This is a genomic window from Polynucleobacter sp. Fuers-14, assembly GCF_018882045.1.
In the GTDB taxonomy this organism is placed as follows: Bacteria; Pseudomonadota; Gammaproteobacteria; order Burkholderiales; family Burkholderiaceae; genus Polynucleobacter.
This window is the reverse complement of record NZ_JACVPG010000005.1, coordinates 35,152-60,627: the sequence shown is the minus strand read 5'-3', so window position 1 is coordinate 60,627 and position 25,476 is coordinate 35,152. Positions and strand designations below refer to the sequence as shown.

Annotated in this window: 23 protein-coding genes and 1 other RNA gene; 12 read left to right on the top strand and 12 right to left on the bottom strand. The window is 46.4% G+C overall.

Annotated elements, in window-relative coordinates:
• Positions 1-2: 2 nt before the first annotated feature.
• The 4 genes from ICN40_RS03185 to trxA all read right to left on the bottom strand — a co-directional run bounded on the left by ICN40_RS03185 (position 3) and on the right by trxA (position 4,152).
• Positions 3-1,721: a glycosyltransferase family 39 protein gene (locus ICN40_RS03185; protein WP_072582140.1), complete on the bottom strand. Its 1,719-nt coding sequence runs from the start codon at positions 1,719-1,721 to the stop codon at positions 3-5.
• 89 nt (positions 1,722-1,810) lie between these two features.
• Positions 1,811-2,158, bottom strand: a complete 348-nt coding sequence (locus ICN40_RS03180) for a type B 50S ribosomal protein L31 (protein WP_072582141.1) — start codon at positions 2,156-2,158, stop codon at positions 1,811-1,813.
• 156 nt (positions 2,159-2,314) lie between these two features.
• Entirely contained in the window at positions 2,315-3,577 is a 1,263-nt protein-coding gene (gene rho, locus ICN40_RS03175) for a transcription termination factor Rho (protein WP_011903147.1), read from the bottom strand.
• A 248-nt stretch (positions 3,578-3,825) separates the two neighbouring features.
• Positions 3,826-4,152 (bottom strand): thioredoxin TrxA, encoded by a 327-nt coding sequence (gene trxA / locus ICN40_RS03170; protein WP_062309025.1) that lies wholly within the window; start codon positions 4,150-4,152, stop codon positions 3,826-3,828.
• A gap of 110 nt (positions 4,153-4,262) precedes the next feature.
• Between trxA and ICN40_RS03165 the strand changes: the two genes are divergently transcribed.
• Positions 4,263-7,229 (top strand): PD-(D/E)XK nuclease family protein, encoded by a 2,967-nt coding sequence (locus ICN40_RS03165; protein WP_216242146.1) that lies wholly within the window; start codon positions 4,263-4,265, stop codon positions 7,227-7,229.
• Entirely contained in the window at positions 7,226-10,762 is a 3,537-nt protein-coding gene (locus ICN40_RS03160) for a UvrD-helicase domain-containing protein (RefSeq protein WP_308281762.1), read from the top strand. The genes ICN40_RS03165 and ICN40_RS03160 overlap by 4 nt, the downstream gene beginning before the upstream one ends.
• A gap of 4 nt (positions 10,763-10,766) precedes the next feature.
• Here ICN40_RS03160 and ICN40_RS03155 read toward each other — a convergent pair whose 3' ends face one another.
• Together ICN40_RS03155 and ICN40_RS03150 are read right to left on the bottom strand one after the other, a co-directional pair.
• Positions 10,767-11,114: a BrnA antitoxin family protein gene (locus ICN40_RS03155; protein WP_216242145.1), complete on the bottom strand. Its 348-nt coding sequence runs from the start codon at positions 11,112-11,114 to the stop codon at positions 10,767-10,769.
• Positions 11,095-11,367, bottom strand: coding sequence for a BrnT family toxin (locus ICN40_RS03150; protein WP_216242143.1), 273 nt, complete (start codon positions 11,365-11,367; stop codon positions 11,095-11,097). The genes ICN40_RS03155 and ICN40_RS03150 overlap by 20 nt, the downstream gene beginning before the upstream one ends.
• Before the next feature lie 225 nt (positions 11,368-11,592).
• On the opposite strand from ICN40_RS03150, the gene ICN40_RS03145 reads away from it, so the two are divergent.
• On the top strand, positions 11,593-12,405 hold the full coding sequence (locus tag ICN40_RS03145; protein WP_255561111.1) for a tol-pal system YbgF family protein: 813 nt from the start codon (positions 11,593-11,595) through the stop codon (positions 12,403-12,405).
• Between the two features lie 28 nt (positions 12,406-12,433).
• Positions 12,434-12,937: a DUF1993 family protein gene (locus ICN40_RS03140; protein WP_072582147.1), complete on the top strand. Its 504-nt coding sequence runs from the start codon at positions 12,434-12,436 to the stop codon at positions 12,935-12,937.
• 207 nt (positions 12,938-13,144) lie between these two features.
• Here the strand turns inward: ICN40_RS03140 and ICN40_RS03135 are convergent, their stop codons facing one another.
• Positions 13,145-14,107: a tripartite tricarboxylate transporter substrate binding protein gene (locus ICN40_RS03135; RefSeq protein WP_216242141.1), complete on the bottom strand. Its 963-nt coding sequence runs from the start codon at positions 14,105-14,107 to the stop codon at positions 13,145-13,147.
• Positions 14,104-15,171, bottom strand: coding sequence for a tartrate dehydrogenase (locus tag ICN40_RS03130; protein WP_216242139.1), 1,068 nt, complete (start codon positions 15,169-15,171; stop codon positions 14,104-14,106). The genes ICN40_RS03135 and ICN40_RS03130 overlap by 4 nt, the downstream gene beginning before the upstream one ends.
• A gap of 229 nt (positions 15,172-15,400) precedes the next feature.
• Between ICN40_RS03130 and ICN40_RS03125 the strand changes: the two genes are divergently transcribed.
• The 3 genes from ICN40_RS03125 to ICN40_RS03115 all read left to right on the top strand — a co-directional run bounded on the left by ICN40_RS03125 (position 15,401) and on the right by ICN40_RS03115 (position 17,497).
• Complete coding sequence (locus tag ICN40_RS03125) at positions 15,401-15,892, top strand: LexA family transcriptional regulator (protein ID WP_216242137.1); 492 nt, start codon at positions 15,401-15,403, stop codon at positions 15,890-15,892.
• Between the two features lies 1 nt (position 15,893).
• On the top strand, positions 15,894-17,210 hold the full coding sequence (locus ICN40_RS03120; protein WP_255561110.1) for a Y-family DNA polymerase: 1,317 nt from the start codon (positions 15,894-15,896) through the stop codon (positions 17,208-17,210).
• A 143-nt stretch (positions 17,211-17,353) separates the two neighbouring features.
• Positions 17,354-17,497, top strand: a complete 144-nt coding sequence (locus ICN40_RS03115; RefSeq protein WP_216242133.1) for a hypothetical protein — start codon at positions 17,354-17,356, stop codon at positions 17,495-17,497.
• 94 nt (positions 17,498-17,591) lie between these two features.
• Here the strand turns inward: ICN40_RS03115 and ICN40_RS03110 are convergent, their stop codons facing one another.
• The 4 genes from ICN40_RS03110 to ffs form a co-directional block, all read right to left on the bottom strand.
• Complete coding sequence (locus ICN40_RS03110; RefSeq protein ID WP_216242131.1) at positions 17,592-17,879, bottom strand: helix-turn-helix domain-containing protein; 288 nt, start codon at positions 17,877-17,879, stop codon at positions 17,592-17,594.
• Positions 17,876-18,223: a type II toxin-antitoxin system RelE/ParE family toxin gene (locus ICN40_RS03105; protein ID WP_216242129.1), complete on the bottom strand. Its 348-nt coding sequence runs from the start codon at positions 18,221-18,223 to the stop codon at positions 17,876-17,878. Before ICN40_RS03105 ends, ICN40_RS03110 begins: the two co-directional genes overlap by 4 nt.
• A gap of 116 nt (positions 18,224-18,339) precedes the next feature.
• Positions 18,340-18,999 (bottom strand): putative quorum-sensing-regulated virulence factor, encoded by a 660-nt coding sequence (locus tag ICN40_RS03100; protein WP_216157040.1) that lies wholly within the window; start codon positions 18,997-18,999, stop codon positions 18,340-18,342.
• 293 nt (positions 19,000-19,292) lie between these two features.
• An RNA gene (gene ffs / locus ICN40_RS03095) (signal recognition particle sRNA small type) lies at positions 19,293-19,391 on the bottom strand.
• 32 nt (positions 19,392-19,423) lie between these two features.
• Here ffs and dnaX point away from each other — a divergent pair.
• The 5 genes from dnaX to ICN40_RS03070 all read left to right on the top strand — a co-directional run bounded on the left by dnaX (position 19,424) and on the right by ICN40_RS03070 (position 25,471).
• Positions 19,424-21,085 (top strand): DNA polymerase III subunit gamma/tau, encoded by a 1,662-nt coding sequence (dnaX, locus tag ICN40_RS03090; RefSeq protein ID WP_216242127.1) that lies wholly within the window; start codon positions 19,424-19,426, stop codon positions 21,083-21,085.
• A 52-nt stretch (positions 21,086-21,137) separates the two neighbouring features.
• The gene (locus tag ICN40_RS03085) at positions 21,138-21,461 is read left to right on the top strand and encodes a YbaB/EbfC family nucleoid-associated protein (RefSeq protein ID WP_215359808.1); all 324 of its coding nucleotides are present in this window, start codon (positions 21,138-21,140) and stop codon (positions 21,459-21,461) included.
• Between the two features lie 33 nt (positions 21,462-21,494).
• Positions 21,495-22,109, top strand: a complete 615-nt coding sequence (gene recR, locus ICN40_RS03080; RefSeq protein WP_072582157.1) for a recombination mediator RecR — start codon at positions 21,495-21,497, stop codon at positions 22,107-22,109.
• 243 nt (positions 22,110-22,352) lie between these two features.
• Positions 22,353-23,768, top strand: a complete 1,416-nt coding sequence (locus ICN40_RS03075) for a carbohydrate porin (protein WP_216242125.1) — start codon at positions 22,353-22,355, stop codon at positions 23,766-23,768.
• Between the two features lie 185 nt (positions 23,769-23,953).
• Entirely contained in the window at positions 23,954-25,471 is a 1,518-nt protein-coding gene (locus ICN40_RS03070) for a TolC family protein (protein WP_072582159.1), read from the top strand.
• Positions 25,472-25,476 lie beyond the last annotated feature (5 nt).

Genomic DNA, 25,476 nt, shown 5'->3' with positions numbered 1-25,476 from the left:
AATTATTCCGGGATAACTTCGTAGAGACGCAGGCGTTCATCGCGGTCAGCAGCGCGACGATCTTCCCAGAGCAGTGTGAGCTTTTTATTATTCAGCTCTGCATATGCCTTTGCTTCGGATTGGCTGTGGGTTAGCATCCATGGGCAATTGGAGTCATCTCGCAAATTGAGCTTGGAGAAGTATTCAAAAGAGGCGAGCTGTGCAGGACCTAGATTGGTCGTGTCTATGCAGCTACCGCCAGCGGGGATTACTTGCGCCAATCGCGCAGAAACCTGACGATAGGTTTTAGCGTAGTTAATAGTTGGCAGCCATAAAGACATCAGCAGTACCCACATCAAAGTAGTCCCTGATGCTGAGATGATGAGGCAGCGCCAGATTTCTTTCGGGGCCCGAGAAGTTCTCCAGCGAACTACTGCCAGCCATACACCCGTAGTAGCAAGAGCCACGATAAAGGCCAAAACATTAAATTGACCAGTAAATCCAGGTAGTAGGCGTGCAATATTGGCGGCCGTAGATTCTGGGTAGCCAGTTACTTTTGCGAGCCAAATAATCCAAATAGCTAGCGCGATCAGCGTAAAGCTAAACATTGCAAACCAATCAATAAAGCTAATGACGCTTCGCTTAAGAACAGGCAGGCTAAATGCGGCAATAATCGAAAGGCTTGGAATCAAAATCATTAAGTCATGTTCATTTGCTTCTAGGCGGAACAAAACATAAATTAAGCTGCCGATGAATAAACTCAAAGGAATGCAAAGATGGGGTGCGCGCCATGCGCCCGATTCTTTAATGCGACCCCAGTGCGCAAGGGAGATGATTGCGAGCGGCCAGACGGGCCACGCGTAAGCCCAGAAGTTCACACTCAAGAAACCGAGTGATTCAATTGATGGAGTAGCGCGCATTTCCGGTACATTGCGCCAGCCTTCTTCAGCGATATGACGCCATTGCGCTGGCAGATCGGCTAGATACCAAATCAGCGGCCAAATCGCAAAACCGATTAAACCTAAAACGGTGCTAGTCAGCGTCCAACGAAAGCGTAACTTCGCATTGCTAGCAATGACTGCAATGATGGTGGAGGTAACAATGATTAAGCTGAGTGTGAGATTGCTTGATAGGGCGACGATGGCAATACCAAGGCCAGTCCAAAAACCACCTTGCCAAGGTTTATCTAAGCCGCGCACTGTGCCATATAGCACGATGCTAATACCCATGAGCTGCGCCATCATTGGTGTTGTTTCATGGGCGCGTTGCGCTAGACCTACGCATGCCAAGAAAATGAGCAGCGCACCATCAGCTAAGGTCATGCCGTAGCTCTTTAAATCAGGCTGACCACCAACCGCTAATGCCATCGGCTGCACTTCACGACGACGACCTAATAAATAGGTGGCATACCAAATTGCTAGTGCAGCAGAGAAGAAGCAGATGGCGGCGTATAAGCGTGCAGCATTAGCGGCGCCAATAAATGGACCAAACCACTCAATGAGGGTGGCGCCCATCCAATAAGGCAAGGGTGCACCAAGAGAGATATCGCGTCCAGCTAAGTGGGGAACCATCCAGTCTAAGGAGTTACCGCGAAATAATGTCCACATGCCACCAAACCCAATGGCATCTTCATTCTTCCAGGGGTCCCGAAAGAAGAGGCCAGCGAAACCATAAACTAAGGTCAGCGCAAAAATAATAATGCGCGGAATAGATTTAGTGGCAGCGGCAGTAAGTTTGACCATGGGTGAAGTCCAAAATAAAAAAGGCAGCAAACGCTGCCTTAATTATCTCGCAGAGCAGGTATTTAACATACCCCGCGAATAGAAGTGGTTTAAGCCTTCTTCTTAGCTGGCTTTTCAGCAGCTTTAGCTTCTGCAGCGGCAGCTTTTTTCTCAGCTGTTTTAGCAGCGCCATCACCGGTAGCTTTAGCAACAGCTTTAGTACCGAATTTCTGACGGAATTTCTCAACACGACCAGCGGTATCCATAATTTTCTGGGTACCAGTGTAGAAAGGGTGTGATTCAGATGAAGTCTCGATCTTGGCTAATGGATATTCATTGCCATCTTCCCACTTGATTGTCTCTCTAGTAGACATAGTGGAGCGAGTCTTGAAGCTGAAGTTATTGGAAACGTCTACAAAGACGATTTCACGATATTCGGGGTGAATGCCAGGTTTCATGTTGAGTCCTATGAGCGGGGAGCCGTTTGAGCCAAATTGGCTGAAATACTTTCCCAGGTTTTAAAAGCGGTAAAGGCGAAATTATGCCATGAAATCAACAACAAAGCGCTGTTTAGGTGTCCAAAAAGGGCTGAAACAGCCCTCTAGACCCCTAAATTAGCCTCCGCGACGCATTAAGTCGAAGAATTCACCATTATTTTTGGTCGATTTGAGCTTATCCACGATGAAGTTCATCGCCTCGATATCGTCCATATCGGCCAGCAATTTACGCAATACCCAGATCTTCTGGAGGTTCTCAGCTTTAACCAAGAGCTCCTCGCGGCGGGTGCCAGACTTATTGAGGTTAATCGATGGGTAAACACGACGCTCAGCCAAACGACGCTCAAGGTGAACTTCCATATTGCCAGTGCCCTTGAACTCCTCGTAGATGAGGTCATCCATACGGCTACCAGTTTCAATCAGAGCAGTTGCGATGATCGTCAATGAGCCACCTTCTTCAATATTACGGGCGGCACCAAAGAAACGTTTTGGACGTTGTAATGCATTGGCATCCACACCACCAGAGAGTACTTTGCCTGATGAAGGAACAACAGTGTTGTATGCGCGTGCAAGACGAGTAATTGAATCAAGCAAGATGATCACATCCTTACCCATTTCAACTAAGCGCTTGGCTTTTTCAATCACCATCTCGGCAACTTGAACGTGACGTACTGCTGGCTCATCAAAGGTAGAGGCAACGACTTCACCGCGAACAGAGCGTTGCATCTCAGTTACCTCTTCAGGACGCTCGTCAACGAGCAACACAATCAAAATCGCTTCAGGATTATTGGCAGCAATCGCGTGAGCAATGTGCTGCATCATCACAGTCTTACCGGATTTTGGTGAGGCCACAATCAAGCCACGTTGGCCGTAACCAATCGGGGAGATCATGTCGATGATGCGGCCAGTGAGGTTCTCTTCGGCTTTGATATCACGCTCTAAGCTGATCACGCGATTTGGGTGCAATGGGGTTAAGTTCTCGAACATGATGCGGTTCTTGAGGGCTTCTGGAGCCAAACCGTTGATCTTGTCTACCTTTACCAAAGCAAAGTAACGCTCACCATCTTTAGGTGTACGTACTTCACCTTCAACGCTATCACCAGTGTGCAAGTTAAAGCGACGAATCTGCGCAGGGGAGATATAAATATCGTCAGGAGAAGCCATGTAAGAGGCTTCAGGAGAGCGCAAGAAACCAAAGCCATCAGGCAGTACTTCCAAAGTGCCGTCACCGAAAACGGTTTCGCCAGCCTTCGCACGTTTTTTCAGAATGGCAAACATTAATTCTTGTTTGCGCATCCGTTGTGTGTTTTCAATCTCCAAGCTAGCTGCCATTTCAAGCAGAGCGGATACGTGGAGGACTTTGAGTTCAGTTAATTGCATGTGGTTCTCGGGTGTTGATGAATTTGAATTTGGGAATTTGTTTTGGAGTATCGCTGCGCTGATTTAGATCACGCAGAAGTGGAAAAACAGAATTTGGGAATTTGCTAAAAGAAGGGGGAGGTAAATTGCTGAAAATCGGAGCACTGATTAGTGCGTTTGAGTAATACTACACCAAAAAATGCATGTGACAAGCGTTTAAAGCGGTAAAAGCCACAGGCTCAGCTGGTGAACCTGTGGTCTGAGACTATTTACAGATGACTATCAATAAATGCAGTCAACTGGGATTTGGCCAAAGCGCCTACTTTTTGAGCAGCCACGGTGCCATTTTTGAAGAGGATTAGGGTAGGAATGCCGCGAATATTGAACTGGGCAGGAACGCCTTGGTTCTCATCTACGTTCATTTTTGCGATCTGTATCTTGTCGCCATACTCGCCAGCGAGCTCTTCCAGGATCGGACCAATCATTTTGCAAGGACCGCACCACTCAGCCCAGAAGTCGAGCAGAACAGGTTTATCGGACTTGAGGACGTCTTGTTCGAAAGAGGCGTCAGTTACATATTTAATGCCGGCACTCATGAAAATTCCTTATTTAGACTTATTTAGCGAGTTATTTAATTATGTCGTTACAACGCTTATATTAGCAATAAGCGAAACATTCTGCTCAAAATAGATAAATTACTCCATTCATGCCCCAGCCTTTCCAAGCCCTTTCTGAGCAAAAGCAGCCACAAGCTTGGGCAATTGCACCCAATAGCCAAGCGCTTACCCAATTGGCAAAAGGCATCTGGGATTGTGCAGTGCAAACCAATCAGCGCCCCCTAGTGGTTCTGAGTACTGCGGGACCATTAATCGGGGTAAGAGCAGCCCTTGAATTAAACCGACCCAAAGATCTTCCAAGCAACATCGCATTCTTGCCTCAAGTCATCAGCTTTACAGATTGGCTGGAAGCTGCGCCAGGCGCATGGAAATTTCCAAAGAAGCAAAGTGATTTAGAGAGGTGGTTGGGGGTCTATGCCACTTTGCGCAAACACAAAGATCTGCAGTCATGGTTTAAAGCCGAAACAGAATCTGGTGCATGGGGTCTAGCGCAAGCAATCGTTGAAGCATGTGACACCTTATCAACTGCAGTGAGTCCACAACTGCAAAAACAGATTCATGAATTCATTCAAAATAATCGGAGTGAGCAAAGTAATCTCGGCGAGATCTGTCTGAGTCAGGCGCAGAATTTGCTCGATAGTACCGTTGCTAAAGTCTACTCAGGAATGGCGCGTAAGGTCGTTGATCAAGAGACCAAGGTCTTGCTCACATTTTGGCGCTACACCGCGAGTGTGAGCGATCCAGCATTTCGTAATCAGTTTGCAATGGCAGCTCATCTCGAAGCTGCTAAGAATGCAAATCCCGCAAGACCTCTGATATGGGTAGAGACTGCTGATCCGACTCCCATCGATCAAGAGATCATCGGAGCTCTGCTGGCCGAGTATGCCCAATATGCTCCTGTGGTAGAGGCCAGGATGAGCTGGGGTGATGTGGGTTTATGGGCAGAGACAATTGGTACTAGTGATGCGCAGGCAGAGGCGCTCAGGAATGTTAGGCAAGCCCATAGCAAGAGTTGGAGCCTGATTGCAGCTAAACGCTTTGAAGAGCTTGCGTGGGCTGCTGCCAAAACAATAGAGCAACATCTGATTGATGGCAAAACTCAGCTGGCACTTGTTGCACAAGATCGCTTGGTGGCTAGAAGGGTGCGTGCACTGCTTTCAAGATTAGGCCCAGCACTTAACATTCGGGATGAAACCGGTTGGAAGTTATCCACTACGCGTGCTGCAGCTGCACTTAATAGTTGGTTAGAACTTATTAAAGCGCCAAAAGATGGGCCCAGTGCAAAAGCCTTGCTTGAGTTTTTGCAGAATCCTTTTTTAGATCTTGGAAAGATTTTGAATCGAGATGCAGAGGTCTGCATCGGACTCATTGCAGAGCTTGAAGATATCCTGGTGGGTAGTAAGGCAGAGTCTGGTTGGAAAACCTTTCATCTAGCTATCGAAGGCGCGCGAGCGAATGCTGCAAAAACCTCTGGCACGATGCCAAGTGCAGCACTATTTGAGTTATTGCAGTTTGCTCGAGAGCATCATCATGAGTGGCTGACGCTTAAGGTTGATTGCAGTACGACCTATCAGTTGTTGCAGGCTAATCTCCAAGCGACTGGCATGGATCAGAGTCTTGAAAAAGACTCGGCCGGCAAGCAATTGCTGGAAGTGCTCAAGACATTTGATTTGAGTAAGACGCAATACCAACAAACCTCTATTCGTTTGAGTGAATGGCTTAGTTTGCTTAAAACAGTTATTGAAGGCGCAAGCTATCAAGAAGCTGGTAAAGAAGCCAAAGCCACACTGAGCATTTTGCCTTTGAGCTCTACACGTATGCGTGACTTTGAAGCAGTGGTTGTTGTGGGTTGCGATGAGCAGCAGTTGCCAGCTTATTCAGAGCCACTATTATTTTTCTCAGACGCGCTTAATCAGCTGTTAAAGACCTCAACGATAGCGATGCAGTTTGTGCAGCAAGCTAGAGATCTTTCGCAATTGCTAGTGTCATGTCCCAGTGTTGATTTGCTCTGGCAAAGCAAAAGTAATAATGGAGAACCGCTCAGACCATCGGCATGGATACAGCGTTTGCAAAATCTAGTTAAGTGGGAAGCCATTCCAGCTCAATTGAAAAAACGTGCTTTTGAACCGAGGCCCATGGAGATGGCGGTTGCGCATTTTGAAGAAGATCTACCCATGCCGCTATCGATGAGTCCCAGCGCCTATAAGGCTCTGCGGGATTGCCCATATCGATATTACGTCCGCAGTCTGCTAGGCTTACGTAAGAATAAAGAGTTTGATGAGGGCTTTGACGCTTCGTTGGCAGGACAGACATTGCATAAATTGCTCAAGCGTTTCTACCAAGCACTCAAAACCCAAGAGCATACCAATCCCGCTCTAAAAACCAATTCAGATCAAAGACGTGCTTGGATGGAACAAGTCTTAAGCGTTTATTCAGAGCAAGAGTTTGCTTCTTTGATTGAGGGCGATGCAAGAGTGATGGGTGCGTTAAGGGATTGGCAAAAACAAATTCCTAGTTTTGTAGATTGGCAGTTGCAACGTGAGTTAGCGGGTTGGCAATATTTCGATGGCGAAGTCAAAGTTGGCTTTGATTTGCCATTTAAGGATGTAGATGGCAATCCTAAGATCATTCGTATTGAGGGTTATGCCGATCGTTATGACATCAATGTAGATAACAACAAGCTTGCCTCAGTGATTGACTATAAAAATCAACGTTTTGAGAGAGTCAAAGTAAGGGCTGAGCATATTCTGGATGATCCACAGCTATTGATCTACGCACAGGCCGCCAATGAGGGTCAAGAAAGCCATAAGCTGAGTGGACATCAGGTACAGCAAGCCGAATGGGTGGCCTTGAAGGCGGATATTTCTAAGGGCGAGCAAAAAGCACTGCGCAGCCAAGAGGTGGTTGATATGCCGGAAATGATGCAACAGTTTTCTGAGCAAATTACAGAAGATATAGAGCAGCTTTGGGCTAAAAAGCCCATGCAAGCATTCGCTCCTGAAGGGGTATGCCAATACTGCGAAGCAAGAGGCATTTGCAGGAAGGGGATTTGGTGAGCAATCGAATGAATACGCTTCCAGAAAAGCAACCCTATTCAGAGAAGCTTGCTTGTGAGCCACAGCGTTCGGTTATTGTGTCGGCTTGCGCAGGAAGCGGCAAGACTTGGTTATTGGTGGCGCGGATGGTACGGCTGTTGCTCGATGATGTGAAGCCACAAGAGATACTCGCACTCACGTTTACACGCAAAGCGGCGCAAGAAATGCGTGACCGCCTATATGGATTGCTCGAACAATTTTCAAAAAGTGACGATGTCTCTTTGATGAAAGAGCTAACTGCTCGGGGTATAGAAAAAGAGCAAGCTGAAAAATACCTGCCCAAGGCTAAAGCACTTTATGAGCAGGTGCTGGCAAACCCACAACCAATTGTGATTGATACCTTTCATGGTTGGTTTGGCAAGTTGCTGGGCGCAGCCCCAGTATCAATGGGCATTCAGCCAGGGTTTAAGTTGCGTGAAGATGCTAAGCGACTGCAAGAGGAGTGTCTTGATGATTGGTGGGGTGGTCTCAGTCCAGAATTGAAAGCGCATTACGACGTTTTATTGGGCTATTTAGGTTCACACGAGACGCAAAAACTTTTAATGGGTAAAAGTAGCCTCTTTAAACAAAGGGGTGCATGGACTTTCTTTGCAAAGAAATGCCATCAAACTGGCGTCACTCCAATTGAGCAACTAAAGCAATCTCTGCATAAACTCAATATGCCAAACCCATTACTGGCTACTTGGAATGCGCCTAATACATTAGCTGACCTCGAGTTTTTGGAGTATTGCTTTAAAAATAGCAGTACCAATGATCAAAAGCTATTGCCTAATTTAATGCCGGCCCTAGTCTGTAAAAAGGGTGGCGGCAACGTGATGGATGTTGCCAAGAGTTTGCAAGATGTCTTTTTGACGAAAAGCCCTGTGAAGTACCGCAGCGGTAACGATACGATTTTGAATGTTTTGGAAACCTTCTTAAATAATGAAGGTAAAGCAGATCGCATAAGTGATTACATTGCTATCAAGCAAAACTGGGGCCACACCTTTGAGGAATATCTCCTCTGGCAGGCAGAGCAGGAAGTCTTTTCGATTAATGAAGCCTGGTTTGCCTTGAGTCAATCCATGATGGCGCACGCTAATGCCCAAAAAGAGAATATGCGCGTGCGTGATTTTGATGATTTAGAGATTGGTGTTAGCTTATTGATGGGGGAGCCTGAGCACGCAGCCTATCTTCAATCGCGCCTTGATGCAAAGTACAAACAAATTTTGGTGGATGAGTTCCAAGATACCAACCCATTACAGTGGCAAATTTTGCGAGCTTGGTTAGCGGGCTATAGCGAAGGTGATGAGCGGCCAAAAGTCTTTATCGTAGGCGATCCAAAGCAATCAATTTATCGCTTTCGCCGTGCCGATCCTCGATTGTTTGTAAGTGCAGCGCAGTTTTTATATCAACGTCATGATGCTGCTTACATTGAGCAGGATAAAACGCGCCGTAACGCCCCCGAAATCAATAGCGCTGTTAATAGAATTTTTCAGGGTGAGCAAGTACCCCCTGACTATCCGTATTCAGAGCAGCAAACACTGTGGTCCACCCCAGATGAGAGTAAGCCTGCCGACGCTTATGCTGGGCAAGGTGAGATTTACTTGCTGCCATTGATTGCCTATGCAGAGCAGACCCAGGAGTTGCGAGAGGGCAGTGCATTTGATGGAGCGATTGCTGATTCAAGTGAAACAGTTGGAGTAATTCAGCGTCAGCATGAGGGTGAGTTGGTTGCGAGCCTGATTAAAGAAGTTATTGCTACACGCAAGGTCGCTGATAAAGAAGGTGCTAAGGAAATTTGGCGTGAGGCTAGAGCAAGCGATTTTCTATTGCTAGTAAAACGTCGTAAATATTTGCCTCAGTACGAAAGAGCGCTGCGTGATGTGAAGCTCGCCTATGAGAGCCCGCGCTTAGGCGGCTTGCTCAACACTCTTGAGGTCGATGATCTGATTGCCTTGCTTACTATACTTGTGACGCCGCGTCACGATTTACCGCTAGCCCAGGTTCTCAGAAGTCCTATATTTGGTTTTACAGAAAAACAAATGCAGCAACTAGCGGTGGCGATGACTTCTGGTCAATATCGTTCTTGGTGGGATGGGCTACAAGATAGTAGAGAAGCAAAAATACAAGGTGCTGCGCGTTATCTCCAGCATTGGCGGCTTTTAGGGGAGTGCTTACCAGTGCATGACCTACTTGATCGTATTTATCAAGAGGGTGATGTACGCCTCAAATATGCAGCAGTCTGTCAGGATCTCGATCGCCCACAGATATTAGCCAACTTGGATGCATTCTTGGAGGTGGCCCTTAATCAAGATGGCGGCCAGTATCCAAGCCTGAGCCGTTTTATTCAGGAAATGAATACTAAACGCCGCGGTGATGATGATGAAACACCCGACGAAGGTGATGTCGATGCGGCTAGTGATGACAACTTGGTTGAAGTAGATGAAGAGAGCGAGATGTCAGAGGAGGATCGCCATAAGCGCGTGCGCCTGATGACAATTCATGGCGCTAAAGGACTAGAATCGCCATTTGTCATTATTCTTGATGCGAATAATACTGACACTAATGTCGACTACAGCGGTGTCTTAATTGATTGGGCGCCTCAAGAAGAGGGTCCATCCCATTTATCCCTGTTTACTTCTAAAACATTAACTACCCCCCGCGCCAAAATCAATGAGGCCGAGAAGCAAATCGGTGAAAAAGAAAACTGGAACCTGCTTTACGTCGCTATGACTCGTGCACGTCAAGGTCTATGGATTAGCGGTGATGCCCAAAAGCCTACCACCAATAATCCCAGTGGCTTGGATAAAGCTTCTTGGTATGGCAAGGCGAGCAAAGCTGAGTTGTCTGTGTATCAGGTAGGTGAGCAAGTAGTGGCTAAGGGGGAGTTTGAGGCCATCAAACCTGTGCAAGAAAACGCAGTTGAGGATTTTGTCTTGGACTGGGACTCTGCGCAAGAAAGTTATGCGCAAATGCTGTCTGACATCGAGAGCGGTGTGACGGTTGAAGTATTTGCCGGTGAAGATGAGAAAGTAGGCAATTCCGATCCAGAAATCCTAGAAGAGGGCACAAACTTCCATAAGCTGCTCGAGTTCCTCACCCCAGATTCCAGTAATGAAATAAAGCCACCTATGCCAAGCGAGCAAGAGCTTATGAATTGGTTAGGCGTAGATCAAGAGCATGCGAAAACATTACTCTCTCGCACCAAAACAGTCTTAGATGCTCCAGAGCTCAAGCGCTACCTGACATCGGGTGAATGGCTACAAGCTTGGAATGAGCTCGATATCGCTAGTGAAGATGGTAAGAGCTATCGCATGGATCGCTTGGTGGAGCTTGCCGACCATCTGGCCATCATCGATTACAAGCTGACTATCCCAGAAGTGGGTAGCGAGAAATATGAAAAGTATCGCAAGCAATTACAGGGCTACCAAGCTGAACTTACGCGCATCAGAAAAGATAAACCAAACAAGGCGTACTTGATTTCATCAAAAGGCGAGATGGTAGAAGTGAAGTAGGGTGTTAAGCAGCTACCTTGAATTTATTGGCGATCAAGGTCCCCTTGTTTAACTTCTTTTCAACCATCAAGATGGATTTAGATTCTCTTTTTACTTCGCCAAGCACTTGGTTGATAAATGTTTGCCAACCTTCACCTTTAGATTTATAAAAATCTAAAACCTCCTTATCAATCCTTAGGGTAACTTGTTCTTTAATCCCGCTACCCACAGGTCTTCCCCTGCCGCGAACGACTCTGTGTTTAATCGCATTCCACTCTTCTTCCGTGATAGGCGGGTTATCGGGGTCAGATAAGGCGGCCTTAGTAATTGCGGCATCCTCTTCGGCACTCAGTCTAATTAGCTTCTTCTTCATAGATTTTCATCTCACGGTTATTTGCTTTTCTTAAACTAATAATTCTTATCGCTATTTTTGACTCTACATAAATCACGCAATACAGGCGTTCATTCATTAACACCAAAGCAATCCGTCTTTCTTCACCGCAATTCTTTCTTTCATCGATCCAGCTAAAGGCTGTATCCCAATCAAGTATCTTTGCATCTGAGGGCGGAAGGCCATGTTTTACAAGGTTTGAGTCATTTTTTACCGAATCATAGGTGAATTTCATCGGAAATATTGTAGTTACGTTAAATCATAACATCAATGAATTAATATAACTACAAAAATTATGGGAATTTCAATCTAAAGAAGAGGGTAGCAAGGGGTGTGAAGGGGGTGGTCATGCCCTTGAATTTCCCGTAAAAGCCCCCATATAGATCATGAATAGCAAAAATGTCTAAACTGGCGATAATGAAATTCCCAGCAAAACATTTCACGAGGAGTCATGATGAAAATGGGTAATTTACTCAAGTTGTTTGTTGGTCTATTCGCAAGCGCGCTATTACTAACGAGTCATCTTGCTTTTGCAGAAGCTACTTTGCCCGAGGTCTATCAAGCAATTGAATCTGGGCAATTGGCAAAAGCGGATGCCATGATGCAAGAGGTCTTGAAAAATCATCCTAATAGCGGCAAGGCACATTACATGGCTTCTGAGCTTTACCTCAAAGAAGGTAAGTTAGATGCTGCAAGAAGCGCTTTTGTACAAGCAGAAAATCTGGCACCAGGTTTACCATTTGCTCAACCTGATTCTGTACAAAGGCTCCAAGCGCAATTACGTGCAGGTACAGCACCAGGCAACGTTAATACTAATGCGGGTGCAAGCTCCATCTTTACTAGCCCAGTTTTTTGGATCTTGATTGCCATCTTGGTTGCGGGCGTAATCTTCTTTATGAGGAAGCGCCAGCAGCCAGTGGAGGTTTATAACGCGCCGACTGCAAATGGACCATATCCAGGGGCACCAGGAGCGCCTGGCACCTATCCGCCTGGTTACCCAGGCGCACCAGCATCTGGCATGGGCGGCGGTTTAATGGGCAGCTTAGCGACTGGTGCAGCACTCGGTGCTGGTATGGTTGCTGGTGAAGCTTTGGCAAGTCATTTAATGGGCGGTAATCAACGCCCAAATCCAAACCTCAATAACGACTTTAACCAAGTAGGCGGTCAAGCACCAGATGCTGCCAACTTTGGCGTCAATGATGCAAGCTCTTGGGATGATGGTGGTTCGAGCTCTTGGGATGATGGCGGTGGTGATTTTATGAGCGACGTGTAAGAATAACTAAGAAGGTGGAGAGAGCGCTATGGCAATTTCAATGTATCAAGCATCAATTCCGCAACTCACAAAGATGCTTACCAATCTTTCGAATATCCTCAAAAAGGGTGAAGCATTTGCGAGTGCTAAGGGTCTCGATAGCAAAGCATTGGTGGAAGGCCGTCTTGCCCCAGATATGTTTCCACTATCCAAGCAAGTTCAAATTGCTTGTGATCAAGTGAAGAATGGTATGGCGCGCCTAGCCGGTGTTGAGCCACTTAAATTTGAAGATAACGAAACTACTTTTGACCAGCTACAAGACCGTATTGCTAAAACCATTGCTTTTGCCAATAGTCTCAAGCCAGAGCAGGTTGATGGCACGGAAGCAAAAGAAATTAAGTTCTCAATTAAAGAGTGGAACTTTGAGTTTGTTGGCGAGCAATATCTGCTGACCTGGATCATCCCTAATTTTTATTTCCATATCACTACGGCTTATGACATCCTGCGCCATAACGGGGTAGAGGTTGGTAAGTCCGATTACCTAGGTGGCTAAATAGTCCTTACAATATAATCATGGAATATTTTTCACAAATCGTTGAGACAGTAAACCCTTGGCTCTTCCGAGCCAGTGTTTACCTATCCAATGCTTTTCTAGACGATCCGGCAATTCTCGCTTTTGCTTTTTGCTAGAGCGGAAAGCAAGCATCCAATAAAAAACCACCGAACATGCGGTGGTTTTTTATTTAAGGATGTTAAAGCCTTACTTAATCATCCCGGCATTCTTCGCATCATCCATGGCTTGAGCTGTTTTCTCTTTCATGAATGTCGGCATCTTTGCCAATGGAATATCCACAATCACAAAGCCAGCATCTTCCAATTTCTTTTTAGTCTCGGGATCGGCATTGAGCTGTGCGAAGTAGTCAGACATCTTTTGCTGCAATACCAGCGGGGTTGCTTTCGGTACAGCTACACCACGATAAGCGCCGTCTACCCAGTTCAATCCCAGTTCTTTAAAGGTTGGCACGTCTGGTAGAGCGGGATTACGTTTCTCGGTAGCGATTGCCAGTGTGCGCACCTTACCTTTTTGCTGAATAGCCAAAGGTAGATAACCCATCGCGCCATCAACGTGCATCCCAATCAAGGCGGTAATCAAATCACCCGTACCTTTAAAGGGAACGTAAGTAATTTTGACGCCAGCCAGTTTATTGAGGCGCTCGACTGCCATGTGGTTGGCTGAGAACTGTGCAGATCCAGCAAGCGTCATCTTGCCAGGATCTTTTTTGGCGGCCGCAATAAATTCTTGATAGGTCTTGTAGGGACTATCTGCAGACACCATCAAAGCATCAGGGGTGAAGTGGTAGTAGTAGATCGCATTAATATCTTCGGTCTTGTACTGAATCCCCTCCTGTAGCGGCTGCAAGATAGTGTGGGGGATATTCACGCCCACTACCGTTGTACCGTCAGCGGGATAGGTATTCATAGTGCTCCATACCAATGCGCCACCAGCACCAGCGCGGTTCATAACCACCATCGGCTGCTTGAATTTCTTAGCTGAGATGTCGGCTTGATAGCGCGCTACTAAATCAGACTCGCCAGCAGCAGGGAAGGGGATGATGTACTGAATGGTTCTATCGGGGAAAGGTTGAGCATGCGCGCCAGATAGCAAGCCAAGTGAGATTAGGCCAATACTCAGCAATCTACTTAGTAATTTAAATAGCCTCATTTAGAAATCTCCTCAATGACTGCATTAGTAACATCACTCATCATGGCCGTGCCGCCTAAATCACGAGTATGTAACTTTGGATTGGCTGTCACTTTTTCAATGGCTGCCATTAACTTTGCACCGAGCGCTTTTTCACCCAGGAAGTCGAGCATCATCACTGCTGACCAGAAGGTGCCAATTGGATTGGCAAGACCTTTGCCCATAATGTCAAAAGCAGAACCATGAATCGGCTCAAACATGGATGGATAGCGACGCTCTGGATCCAGATTGGCAGTTGGTGCAATACCTAGGCTACCGGCTAATGCAGCTGCCAAATCACTGAGTACGTCTGCATGTAAGTTAGTAGCAACGATGGTGTCTAAAGATTCGGGGCGATTGACCATGCGCGCAGTAGCGGCATCAACCAACTCTTTGTCCCAAGTGACATCCGGAAAATCTTTAGCAACGATGGTGGCGATCTCGTCCCACATCACCATGCCATGGCGCTGCGCATTAGATTTAGTGATGACGGTGAGGTGTTTGCGAGGGCGTGACTGCGCTAACTTAAAGGCGAAGCGCTGTACGCGTTCTACTCCAACGCGAGTCATGATGCTCATATCTGAAGCTACTTCGATGGGGTGACCCTGGTGTGCTCGGCCACCTACACCAGAGTATTCGCCTTCAGAGTTCTCGCGCACGATCACCCAATCCAGCTGATCTGGTTTGCAATTACGTAGTGGCGTTTCAATGCCAGGAAGAATGCGCGTAGGGCGTACGTTTGCGTATTGATCAAAGCCCTGACAAATTTTGAGACGCAAGCCCCACAAAGTAATGTGATCTGGAATCTTAGGGTCGCCAGCTGAGCCGAACAAAATCGCATCTTTAGAACGCAAAGGTTCGAGACCATCCTCGGGCATCATGATGCCGTGCTTGCGGTAGTAATCGCCACCCCAATCAAAGTGCTCGAATTGGAAAGCGACTTCAGGATATTTTTTGCTTAAGGCATTTAATACCTTCTCGCACTCCGGGATTACTTCTTTGCCAATGCCGTCGCCTGGGACGGACGCAATCTTATACGTCTTCATATGTCTCCTACTGTTCTTTTTATATGAGCTACTGGATCACTTGCACAGTAACTTCTGGGATCATTATGCAATTCCTTAGGGGGTAATATGAGTAGGGTCAACTCGGGGTTTATGACTAGGGAGATCGAGAAAAAGGAGGGGGGCGGGAGGGGGCTCATAGCCCCAAAACAACAAAAATAAGGCCATTTTTGCGGTTTTTACATATACTGTATAAACATACAGTATATTAATGACTATGACGCAAGTAATGAACCCCGCAAAAGTAACCCTGAGTCAGGTGCCACAAGCCTTGGCAGGCCATTTTGCTGCCTATGAGCTCAAGCTCCTAAGCCATCGGATATCAGCTGGATTCCCTAGTCCAGCGGCAGATTACGCCGAAGACGGCCTCGATCTGAATCATTACCTCGTCCAGAACAAGCCAGCCACCTTCATGTTTACCGTGAAGGGGGATTCCATGCTGGGTGCGGGGATTTGCGATGGCGATAAGGTCGTTGTTGATAAAGCCCTTAAGCCAAAACATAAAGACATCGTGGTTGCCGTAGTGGATAGCGAGTACACCATCAAGCGCCTTTATCAGTTGCGCGGCCGTATTGAGCTCCAGCCAGAAAACCAAAACTATCAACCCATTACCTTTAATGAAGGCAGCGAGCTGCAAATCTGGGGTGTAGTGGTTGGGGTAGTGCGTAAGTACAGCAATGCCAGTGGCAGAAATGGGAAGTGAGATGAACTCCAATTCACAAACTACACCAACTCCACTTTTTGCACTCGTGGACGTAAACAACTTCTACGTTTCTTGTGAGCGTGTATTTCAGCCCAAGTTGGAAGAAGTGCCGATGGTCGTGTTATCTAATAACGATGGCTGCGCTGTAGCGCGTAGTGCTGAAGTCAAAGCGCTTGGCGTGAAGATGGGAACACCTTGGTTTCAGATGAAGGACTTGGCCAAGCAGCATGGTATTCAGGCTTACTCGTCTAATTACACCTTGTATGGCGACATGAGTAGTCGTGTAGTTGAGGTGCTGAGAGCATTCACGCCAAACCTAGAGGTTTACAGCATCGACGAGAGCTTTTTACAAATCGAGACAGCCTTAAAACAATATCAAGACACGATTGAATTAGGTCAAAAGATCAAACAGGAAGTGAAAGATACCACCGGCTTGCCAGTCTGCGTGGGTATTGGTGCCAGCAAAACCTTAGCTAAGTTAGCCAATCACTTGGCTAAGAAACATAAGCAGTTCGTTGGCGTATGTGATGTCAACGGTATGGCAAAAGAAGAGCTCTACCAGTGGATGAGCGAGACTGAGGTGGGCGAGGTCTGGGGTGTTGGTAAACAAATCGCCAAGAAAATCAAAGCCCAAAACATTCAGAGCGTATTTGATCTTTTGCAAGCCTCACCACAAGCTATGCGTCAACAGTTTGGCGTAGTGATGGAGCGCCTCTGTTATGAACTGCGTGGCACATCTTGTTTGCAACTAGAAGAAGTAGCGCCAGCCAAACAACAAATTATTGCCTCACGCAGTTTTGGTAAGTTGGTGACTAGCCAGGTAGAGCTTGCGGAATCGGTTGCCACTCACGTAGCGCGTGCTGCTGAAAAGCTCAGAACGCAAAACAGCACTACGGGCGCGCTCACGGTATTTATTCAGACCAATCCGTTTAAGCAAAACGAGCCACAGTATCACCAAGGCGTCACGATTCCATTAGCGGATCCAACGGATAACACGTTGACCTTAACGAATGCAGCGCTAGCAGGCCTCAAGCAAATCTATCAAGCGAACTTCCGTTACAAGAAGGCGGGCGTCATTCTCAATCTGATTAGCGACAAGCCAACAGCTCAGCAATCCTTGTTTGAGGATATCGAGACTAAAGGTAAGTCTGCTCATTTGATGAAAGCGGTAGATGAGATCAACACGCGTTTTGGCAATGCATTCATCAGATCTGCAGCCGCAGGAACCAATGGCACTAAAGAAGAGTGGCAGATGAGATCAAACAATCGGTCGCCGAACTACACCACGAGGTGGGATGAGTTGCCCATCGCACGATAAAAAACATGAAATATTTAAATAAAAAACCACAATTTTTTACAAGCTCATTTTGTGAGCTTTAAGTCAATTATTCTGAATTCGTAGCAGTAGATAAGCGGTAAAAAATAGATAGCAAAAGCCAAATAGCAAAAGAGGAGAAACAAATGAACACAATTAGCAACTTGATGAACAACTTTAATGGCATCTCATTGGCAGTGATCATGATCCTGTCTTATTGCGCAGTGTTGAAAAACACCATGCGTCATGATGCTGAAACAAAACAGATCTTTAATCGTAGATATCAGTAAAAAATATCGGCGGTAGTAGTTAATGAAAAAAGCAGCAGGCAGCAAAAGTAGGGGGGAATAAGGAAATCACGGATTCCTTATTCCCTTGCTCTTTTTAGGCGGCCTTTAGTTCAAACTTAATTCTCTTTCCTAGGGCAGTTGCTGCACTGGCTAAGGTAATTAAAGTAAGGCTAGTGTCGGTTTCATTAAGAAGACGATTTAAAGCAGCACGACTAGTGTGCATTTTTTTAGCCATAGAAGTCTTCGTAATTTGCTGTTTCTCCATCTCACTTTCAATTTGCCAGGCAATGACACGTTTTACTGCTACGGCAGTAGAGTGCTCAAGCAGTGATTCATCTTTTAAGAATTCATCAAAATTACTACCAATATGTTTCTTTTTCATAATCCTCTCCTTAACTGCTTTACTCTAGTTCTTGCTAAATCTAAATCAGGCTTTGGTGTCTTTTGTTGTTTCTTGATGAATCCATGAATCAGTATCATGGCACTGCCATCCAGCACAAATAGAACTCTGGCAATGCCATTGGATAGCTTGCTGCGAGCCTCCCAAAGTTCGCCATCAATATGCCTTACTAGGGGCATGCCAGGGGGCCAGCCAAATTGAATAGTTTTTATATCTTCGCCCATTACTTTTTTATCCCTAGGGGTTAGTAGTCGGAGCCATTGCCTAACGGGTTCGTTATTTGATTCTGTCTTAAAAAAGTACACATCTAGGATTGGGGTTTTCATCCGCATAGCGTACCAATAATGGTACATATATTACATCAGAAATTACTGAAAAGCTTGTAGGGGGCTTTAATAAAAAAACAGTAAGGGTTGGATCAACCTAAGCAAGAAAGCTAAGACTACTTAGCTTCTAGAGCTTTGCGTAAAAACTCGGAGACATTATCTTGGCGAAGCATCCATTGCTTATAGTCAGTGGGAACTTGGCTAATGGGCTCGCCCTTATGTTTGCCAAAAGGCATGATTGTTGGAATCCTGGCCTTCTCAGACATTTCCCATAGGGCATCTAAAGAGACTGGGTGTAGCTTATCAATAATTTGCCCAACAATCTTGGAGCAAATCCATACGTCAGCTAATGCGCTATGCGCATTGCGTAATTGGTCCCTAGCTGTATCGCGTTCGAAGAAGTAGAGCAGAGCACTTTGAGTGTGACTATCAAGCTCAGGCCATAGACTGCGTGCAAGAGCAAGGGTGCAGATACGCTTTACTTCAGGCTTGCCAATCGCAACCCAGTCAAAATCAATGTTGTGCCCAATCAGGTATTTGGTGCCAGTAGGTAATCTAAAAGAACTACTCGCCGGGCAATTGACCAGCTCTTCGTCCATGATGTGATGAGTAGCAAGTGCACCCAAGCTAATAGGCTTGCCGGGGTTATAGCGCTGCACCCAAGGATTACCCACTTCAAATGGCTTCAGGGAGGTGACATCTAATGAAGCAGCTTCAATAATGACGGCATCGTTCTTATCAGTTGCTTCTACATCGAAAATAATGGCTTGGGACATAAGGGCTTTGTTGGTATTGAATGGATCTATTGTGCCCTGAGTATCAATCTGCTTACATCTTAATCATCCTAATTGCCTATGCATTGTGATCCTGGGGTTCTACGCTCAATCTTTATATATAGAGGAGGGCTTGCTTTGCGAGTTTCTATTGAGTGTTCCCATAAGCACCTGCAGTTATTCAGAATCTCGCTGGATGCGCGAACTGTTCTGGTTTTGCTAATTATCTGGATAATTTGGGGGATTTTTAGGATTCTGAAGATCTTCTGAATAACTGTTTTTGATGGGGGGTAAGGGTGGATGAGCCAAACCCCCGGCACTGGCAGAAATTGGGTTTGGCTGCTTCGTTCCCGACCTGACCAGGTTATCCAACCCACCATGCGGGGAGGCCCATCCAATTCCATTTTAGCTTGTTAGAATGTAAGACATGACAGCATTGGCATTAGCCCGTTCGTGGCGCCCCAAAACCTTCTCTGAATTAGTCGGCCAAGACCATGTGGTTAAGGCCTTAACCCATGCTTTGGATCAGGGTCGTCTGCACCACGCATGGCTCTTTACGGGTACCCGTGGAGTAGGTAAGACCACGATTGCCCGAATTATGGCTAAAGCCCTCAATTGCACGGGGTCTGATGGTTCCGGCAAGATGACTTCAGAGCCTTGCGGAAAATGCCCAGCTTGCATGGAAATCGATGCTGGTCGCTTTGTTGACTATATAGAGATGGATGCTGCAAGTAATCGTGGCGTTGACGATATTGCTGCCCTCCTAGAAAAGGCAGCTTACGCACCCAGCAATGCGCGCTACAAGGTCTACATGATTGACGAGGTGCATATGCTCACCAATCATGCCTTCAATGCCATGCTTAAAACCTTGGAAGAGCCGCCAGAGCACGTCAAATTTATTCTAGCTACTACCGATCCACAAAAGATCCCAGTTACCATTCTGTCTCGTTGCTTGCAGTTCAACCTCAAGCAAATGCCAGTACCGCTCATTGTTGAACATTTAGAAAAAGTGCTCGCTGCTGAGAAGGTGGAGTGCGAAGTCAATGCCTTACGTGTTCTCGCCAAGGCGGCTCAAGGTTCAATGCGTGATGCTTTGTCGCTAACCGATCAGGCCATTGCCTATGCGGCTGGCAGAGTTAGCGAAGAATCCGTACGCGGCATGCTTGGCACATTAGATGATGCTTATCTCATCCGTATTTTAGATTGCTTGATTGCTAAAGATGGTGCAAGCCTTCTTGCAGTCGCAAACGAAATGGGTGAGCGCAGCATGTCTTTCTCATTGGCGTTGCAAGATCTCTCTAGTCTGTTGCAAAAAATTGCAGCAGCCCAAGTCGTTCCAGAATCCGTTTTAGAAGATTGGCCAGAAGCAGGCGAGATTTGTCGCTTGGCAGGCCAGCTCACAAAAGAAGAGGCGCAACTCTTCTATCAAATCACGATTACAAGTCGTCCAGATTTATCGCTGGCACCGGATGAGCAAACTGGCTTTGCCATGACCCTATTACGTATGTTGGCGTTCCGTCCCGGAGGCAATAGCGGCGGAGGAAGTAATTCTTCTCCAGCACCGTCATCTCCATCGGCTCCACCAGTCAATACTGCTCGTCCAATAGCGTCTGCACCAGCACCTGCTGCTAGAGCAGCTGCGCCTGCCGCTCCAGTGTCTACACCGTCAGCACCAGCTGCACAAATTTCCGTGGCCAGTTCTGCCGAGCGTCCTGATTGGCATGCCTTGATGCGTCAGTTACCCGTTAAAGGGATGGTGCAGCAGTTAGCATTTCAGACAGAGTTGCAAGATTGGAATGATTCAGCTTCTGGGGTGCGTGCAACTATCCTCACGCCGATGCCGCAGTTAGCTTCAGAAGCTTCTGTTGGTCGTTTGGCTGATGCGCTTACAACTCACTTTGGCAAGCCCGTCAAGATCGTAATTGAAAAGGGCGAAGTAGAAGGTAAGACAGTGGCCAAGGTGGATGCCCAGATTCATCAAGAGAAAAGAATGAATGCGGAGCAAATGATTGCTGCCGATCCATTTATTCAGCAATTAGAAAAAGAGTTTGGTGCCAAGGTAGTTGGCGGTTCTGTGAAACCTCTTTAATTCAATATCAATATTCATAAATCACAATTAATACCACTAAGGAAATAAAGCGATGATGAAAGGTGGACTTGCTGGCCTCATGAAACAGGCTCAGCAGATGCAAGAGAAGATGAAGACTGCGCAAGCCGAGTTGGCTGCGTTGGAAGTAACTGGTCAAGCTGCCGGTGGCTTGGTAAAAGTAACTGTCTCTGGCAAATACGAACTCAAACGTGTGCAGATTGATCCAGGCGCCATGGATGATCGTGAGATGTTGGAAGACCTCATCGTGACTGCTTACACAGAAGCATTCAAACAGGTGGAAGCGGCAAGTGCCCAGATGATGTCTGGCGCCACTGCTGGCATGCCAATGCCCCCTGGCTTTAAGTTACCGTTCTAATTCAATTTTGTTAAATACGAACCTGAATATTTAATGGCGCGCATAGAAGCACCTCAAGATGCACTCGGGCGATTGATCGAGGCATTACGCGTTCTGCCTGGGGTAGGCCCCAAGTCAGCGCAGCGCATGGCGTTCTATTTATTGCAGCATGACCGTAATGGTGCGGCAGTACTCGCTCAATCATTGGGTGAGGCAGTTGAAACAGTAGGGCACTGCGCGCGTTGTAATACTTTTTCAGAAACTCAGGTTTGCGGTACTTGTTCCGATGGTCGCCGTGATCCTTCTTTGCTTTGCATAGTAGAAACGCCTGCTGACCAAGTGATGGTGGAGCAGACGCTCAGTTTTAAAGGTAACTACTTTGTATTGATGGGTCGTCTCTCACCACTCGATGGCATGGGTCCAAATGAAATCGGCTTTGATCGATTACTCAATCGCATTGAGACCCCTGATACTGGTGTGTCGATTCGGGAAGTGGTGCTGGCTACGAATTTCACGAGTGAAGGTGAGGCTACTGCTCATTACATTGGCGAGGTACTTAAAGCTAAAGGCATCAAAGTTACGCGTATTGCACGAGGCATCCCAGTAGGAGGAGAGCTTGAGTATGTGGATGCTGGCACCTTAGCTCGCGCCTTAATGGATCGCCGTTAATTCTTCTGATTGCTCCTTGAGTTGTTTTCAGGGCACACCCAAGACTAATGCGAGCCCAATCTATCAGTGATTCTTCCCTGATCTGTCATCTCTAGGACATAAAGACTAGGTAAATTGCCTCTTTTTGGGGATAATTTGGACTGCGCCGCCCTTGGGCTTCAATCCCAGGCCGTGAGTGCACTGATTTTTCCTTCAATCTGTTGCCATAACCACTAGGTTCAGCAACCTCATCAGAAATCGTGAATGACCCGCAAGCTTTTGCTCATTCTCTTGTTAAGTTTTGTCACTGCTTCTGTGTACGCACAGCGGGCAGGGTCAGGCGCCGACCAAATTGCGAGTTTTGCAGAAGCAATTCAGGGATTGCCAACAGAAGGTGAGATCCTAGGGTTGCCTGTAAACGTACACGGTCAAACTACCTATATTAATCAGCGCTACAACGCATTCAATTCCCCTTATCAGGGGCAAAACAGTTTGCTACCCGATAAGTCGATGAGTTATACCTGGTCGGGGACGCTATTTTTTGGTGCACGTGTCGCCTCTGATACTGATATTTATTTCAATCCTGAAGTAGTTTCTGGGGTGCCTTTTTCTGGATTGACAGGTTTAGGTGGTCCTACCAATGGCGAGGCAACTCGCGCACAAGGTGCACAAGCCCACTTTTATTCTGCTCGCGCATTCTTGCGTCAAACGATTAACCAAGAGGGCGGTAAGGTCGAGTTAGAAAATGATGCCAACCAGATTGGTCAAACAGTCAGCAGCAATCGATTTGTGATTACTGCAGGACAGTTTTCTACATTAGATATTTTTGATGACAGTAGGTACGCTAAAGATCCCCGCGTGCAATTTATGAACTGGGGCAATATGACTTACCTATCTTATGACTACGCAGCCGATGCGCGCGGCTATAGCTGGGGCTTGGCGGGTGAGTGGTATCGTGATAATTGGGTCTTTAGAGCCTCACGCATGCTAGCTCCAAAAGACCCAAACGGGCGCGATCTGAACTGGCAAATTTTTAATTCTTACGGTGATCAGATTGAGGTAGAGCGTCAGCATAGTATTGGCAGCTTACCGGGTAAGGTCAGTGTCCTAGGTTACCGTAATCGCATGGTTATGGCACGATTTACTGACGCTACTAATTATTTGTTGGTGAATAATGCTCAGGGCACTCAAGCTATTGTCAATGTTCGCAATAGCGCTCAAGTCAAAACCGGTATTGGTTTAAATGCTGAACAAGCCTTGACCAAGGACATGGGTATATACATGCGGGCATTCACATCCGATGGCCATACAGAAACTATGGCTTTTGCAGAGGCCGACAGCTCTTTATCTGTTGGTATGGGGATTAATGGTGAGCGCTGGGGTAGGGCCAAAGATACGATAGGCCTATCTGCGATGCTCAATGGCATTTCATCTAATCGAAGAGCCTATTTACAAGCAGGAGGAATTTCCAATTTCATTGGTGACACCCCTTATCCTTACGCAGGTCCAAGTCAGTCTATTAGTTATAAGCCTGAACAAATTAGTGAGGTGTACTACAACGCTTTGGTGATTCAAAATGTCCTCTTGGGTCTCGACTATCAGCACATCATGAACCCAGCCTACAATGCTGCTCGCGGCCCTGTAAATGTTGTGTCTTTTAGGATTCATGCCGAGTTCTAAGAATTTTTAGACTCGATCCATAATTATTATCTTTAGAATCAATAACATAGAGAATTTTAATAATTCGACTTTTATCCTTTATCCCCTATAATCCTTAAAACCTCCAGAATCGCGTTTAAATTTGGTCGAAATCTGCATCTGGAGCTATAAAAACAGCATTTTTATTGATTTAGAGGCTGCCGCATTTGTTAATCCTTACACGCAAAATTAGCGCATTCAATGCTGCTCACTGCATCACTTCCTTGGTAGTTGCGACTTTTGCTTGCTCTGTGTTTGCGCAGTCCGCTACCAATGACATCACGCCGGCAAGTGTCAGCGTGCAAACAGGTGATACATCTTTAACTGCGCCTCCCTCAATTAGTGCTCAGCTGAGTGCTAAGGATAAGTCCTCAAAGGCTACGGAACTATTTGCACCAGTTACCAAACAAAATACCCCAAAGATTTATGTCAACAACGCATCAACTGGCTCATCAGAAATGGATTTACGCCAACTTTGGAGTGAGCTCAAACTCAATAATCCCCAGCTTGGCGCATTGCGTGAATCGTATTTATCGGCGAAAGCAACTGTGCCTCAAATTGCAGCACCAGCTAATCCACAGGTTGGTCTAGTGTGGTCCGGTATGCCGGCTAACTCCCCATTTGCATTAGGTGGTGCTAATGCACCATCTCAGCAATACCCCGGTGGAATTAGTAGTAATAACTCAATTTCGATTGCTCAGCCATTTCAGTTTCCTGGTAAAAAGAGTTTAGCTGCTGATATTGCCGATACCAATGCAGAGGCATTGCTGGCTCAATCTGAAGCAGCCTATTTGCAGTTAGGTGCACAGTTATCTACGCTGTATTACAGCGCGCTTGCTGCGCAAAAGCAGTTGCAAGTGCTAAAAGAGTCGGTGATTCGTTTGGAGATGATTAAGAATGTTGCGAAGGCTCGCTATGCGAATAATGCTGCTGCTTATGTTGAGTATTTAAATGCTCAAGTTGCTCAAAGTTCTGCAGAAGCAGATCAATTTAATTTAGAGCGCCAGCTACAAGTAGCGTTAAACAACATTAATACTTTAGTGGGGCGCCACTCACGTGAAAAGCTTGTTCTCAAAGGCGATGTCCGCCGTTCGATGAATGCAATGCCAACCTTGATAGAGTTAGAGGATTACGCTGAGTCTAGTCACCCAAGTCTAAAAGGATCTGCCCTCCAATTGGAGGCCGCTCGCAAAGGGGTGACCTTGGCGAAGAAGGCCTACTTGCCAGATTTCCAGGTGATTGGTTCTTCCTATACCCCACGCGGACCATTTTCAGCCAATAACGGTGCCTTGTTTTACCAGTTAGAGTTAGACCTCATTATTCCTTTGTATTTTTTCACCAAAGAAAAGTACGGGGTAGAACAAGCGATCCGCAATCAAGCTTCTGCTGAGGCAAGCGATATTTCTAATCGTCAACAGATCGTGTTGGCTGTGAACTCAGCTTACGCTTCTTATGAGCAAGCCAGAACTGCGGCAAACTTTCTCAGGGATAGGCAAGTACCTCAGGCTGATGCCGCATACAAGGTCGGATTAACTCAGTATTCCAATAATGGCCAAGGGTTCAATGATTTGTTAACAGCACAAACGCAATTACGCGGCTTGGAAATTCAGCTGGCTCTTGCGGAGAGTAATTTATTGCAAGCGCAAGCTGTTTTATTGGCTACGGCCGGTAAAGAACCTTTTTAAGGAGT

Excerpts from the sequence above, each read along its gene's own strand:
- ICN40_RS03185 (WP_072582140.1), bottom strand. The coding sequence starts at position 1,721 with ATGGTCAAACTTACTGCCGCTGCCACTAAATCTATTCCGCGCATTATT.
- ICN40_RS03180 (WP_072582141.1), bottom strand. The coding sequence starts at position 2,158 with ATGAAACCTGGCATTCACCCCGAATATCGTGAAATCGTCTTTGTAGAC.
- rho (WP_011903147.1), bottom strand. The coding sequence starts at position 3,577 with ATGCAATTAACTGAACTCAAAGTCCTCCACGTATCCGCTCTGCTTGAA.
- trxA (WP_062309025.1), bottom strand. The coding sequence starts at position 4,152 with ATGAGTGCCGGCATTAAATATGTAACTGACGCCTCTTTCGAACAAGAC.
- ICN40_RS03165 (WP_216242146.1), top strand. The coding sequence starts at position 4,263 with ATGCCCCAGCCTTTCCAAGCCCTTTCTGAGCAAAAGCAGCCACAAGCT.
- ICN40_RS03155 (WP_216242145.1), bottom strand. The coding sequence starts at position 11,114 with ATGAAGAAGAAGCTAATTAGACTGAGTGCCGAAGAGGATGCCGCAATT.
- ICN40_RS03150 (WP_216242143.1), bottom strand. The coding sequence starts at position 11,367 with ATGAAATTCACCTATGATTCGGTAAAAAATGACTCAAACCTTGTAAAA.
- ICN40_RS03145 (WP_255561111.1), top strand. The coding sequence starts at position 11,593 with ATGGGTAATTTACTCAAGTTGTTTGTTGGTCTATTCGCAAGCGCGCTA.
- ICN40_RS03140 (WP_072582147.1), top strand. The coding sequence starts at position 12,434 with ATGGCAATTTCAATGTATCAAGCATCAATTCCGCAACTCACAAAGATG.
- ICN40_RS03135 (WP_216242141.1), bottom strand. The coding sequence starts at position 14,107 with ATGAGGCTATTTAAATTACTAAGTAGATTGCTGAGTATTGGCCTAATC.
- ICN40_RS03130 (WP_216242139.1), bottom strand. The coding sequence starts at position 15,171 with ATGAAGACGTATAAGATTGCGTCCGTCCCAGGCGACGGCATTGGCAAA.
- ICN40_RS03125 (WP_216242137.1), top strand. The coding sequence starts at position 15,401 with ATGACTATGACGCAAGTAATGAACCCCGCAAAAGTAACCCTGAGTCAG.
- ICN40_RS03120 (WP_255561110.1), top strand. The coding sequence starts at position 15,894 with ATGAACTCCAATTCACAAACTACACCAACTCCACTTTTTGCACTCGTG.
- ICN40_RS03115 (WP_216242133.1), top strand. The coding sequence starts at position 17,354 with ATGAACACAATTAGCAACTTGATGAACAACTTTAATGGCATCTCATTG.
- ICN40_RS03110 (WP_216242131.1), bottom strand. The coding sequence starts at position 17,879 with ATGAAAAAGAAACATATTGGTAGTAATTTTGATGAATTCTTAAAAGAT.
- ICN40_RS03105 (WP_216242129.1), bottom strand. The coding sequence starts at position 18,223 with ATGAAAACCCCAATCCTAGATGTGTACTTTTTTAAGACAGAATCAAAT.
- ICN40_RS03100 (WP_216157040.1), bottom strand. The coding sequence starts at position 18,999 with ATGTCCCAAGCCATTATTTTCGATGTAGAAGCAACTGATAAGAACGAT.
- dnaX (WP_216242127.1), top strand. The coding sequence starts at position 19,424 with ATGACAGCATTGGCATTAGCCCGTTCGTGGCGCCCCAAAACCTTCTCT.
- ICN40_RS03085 (WP_215359808.1), top strand. The coding sequence starts at position 21,138 with ATGATGAAAGGTGGACTTGCTGGCCTCATGAAACAGGCTCAGCAGATG.
- recR (WP_072582157.1), top strand. The coding sequence starts at position 21,495 with ATGGCGCGCATAGAAGCACCTCAAGATGCACTCGGGCGATTGATCGAG.
- ICN40_RS03075 (WP_216242125.1), top strand. The coding sequence starts at position 22,353 with ATGACCCGCAAGCTTTTGCTCATTCTCTTGTTAAGTTTTGTCACTGCT.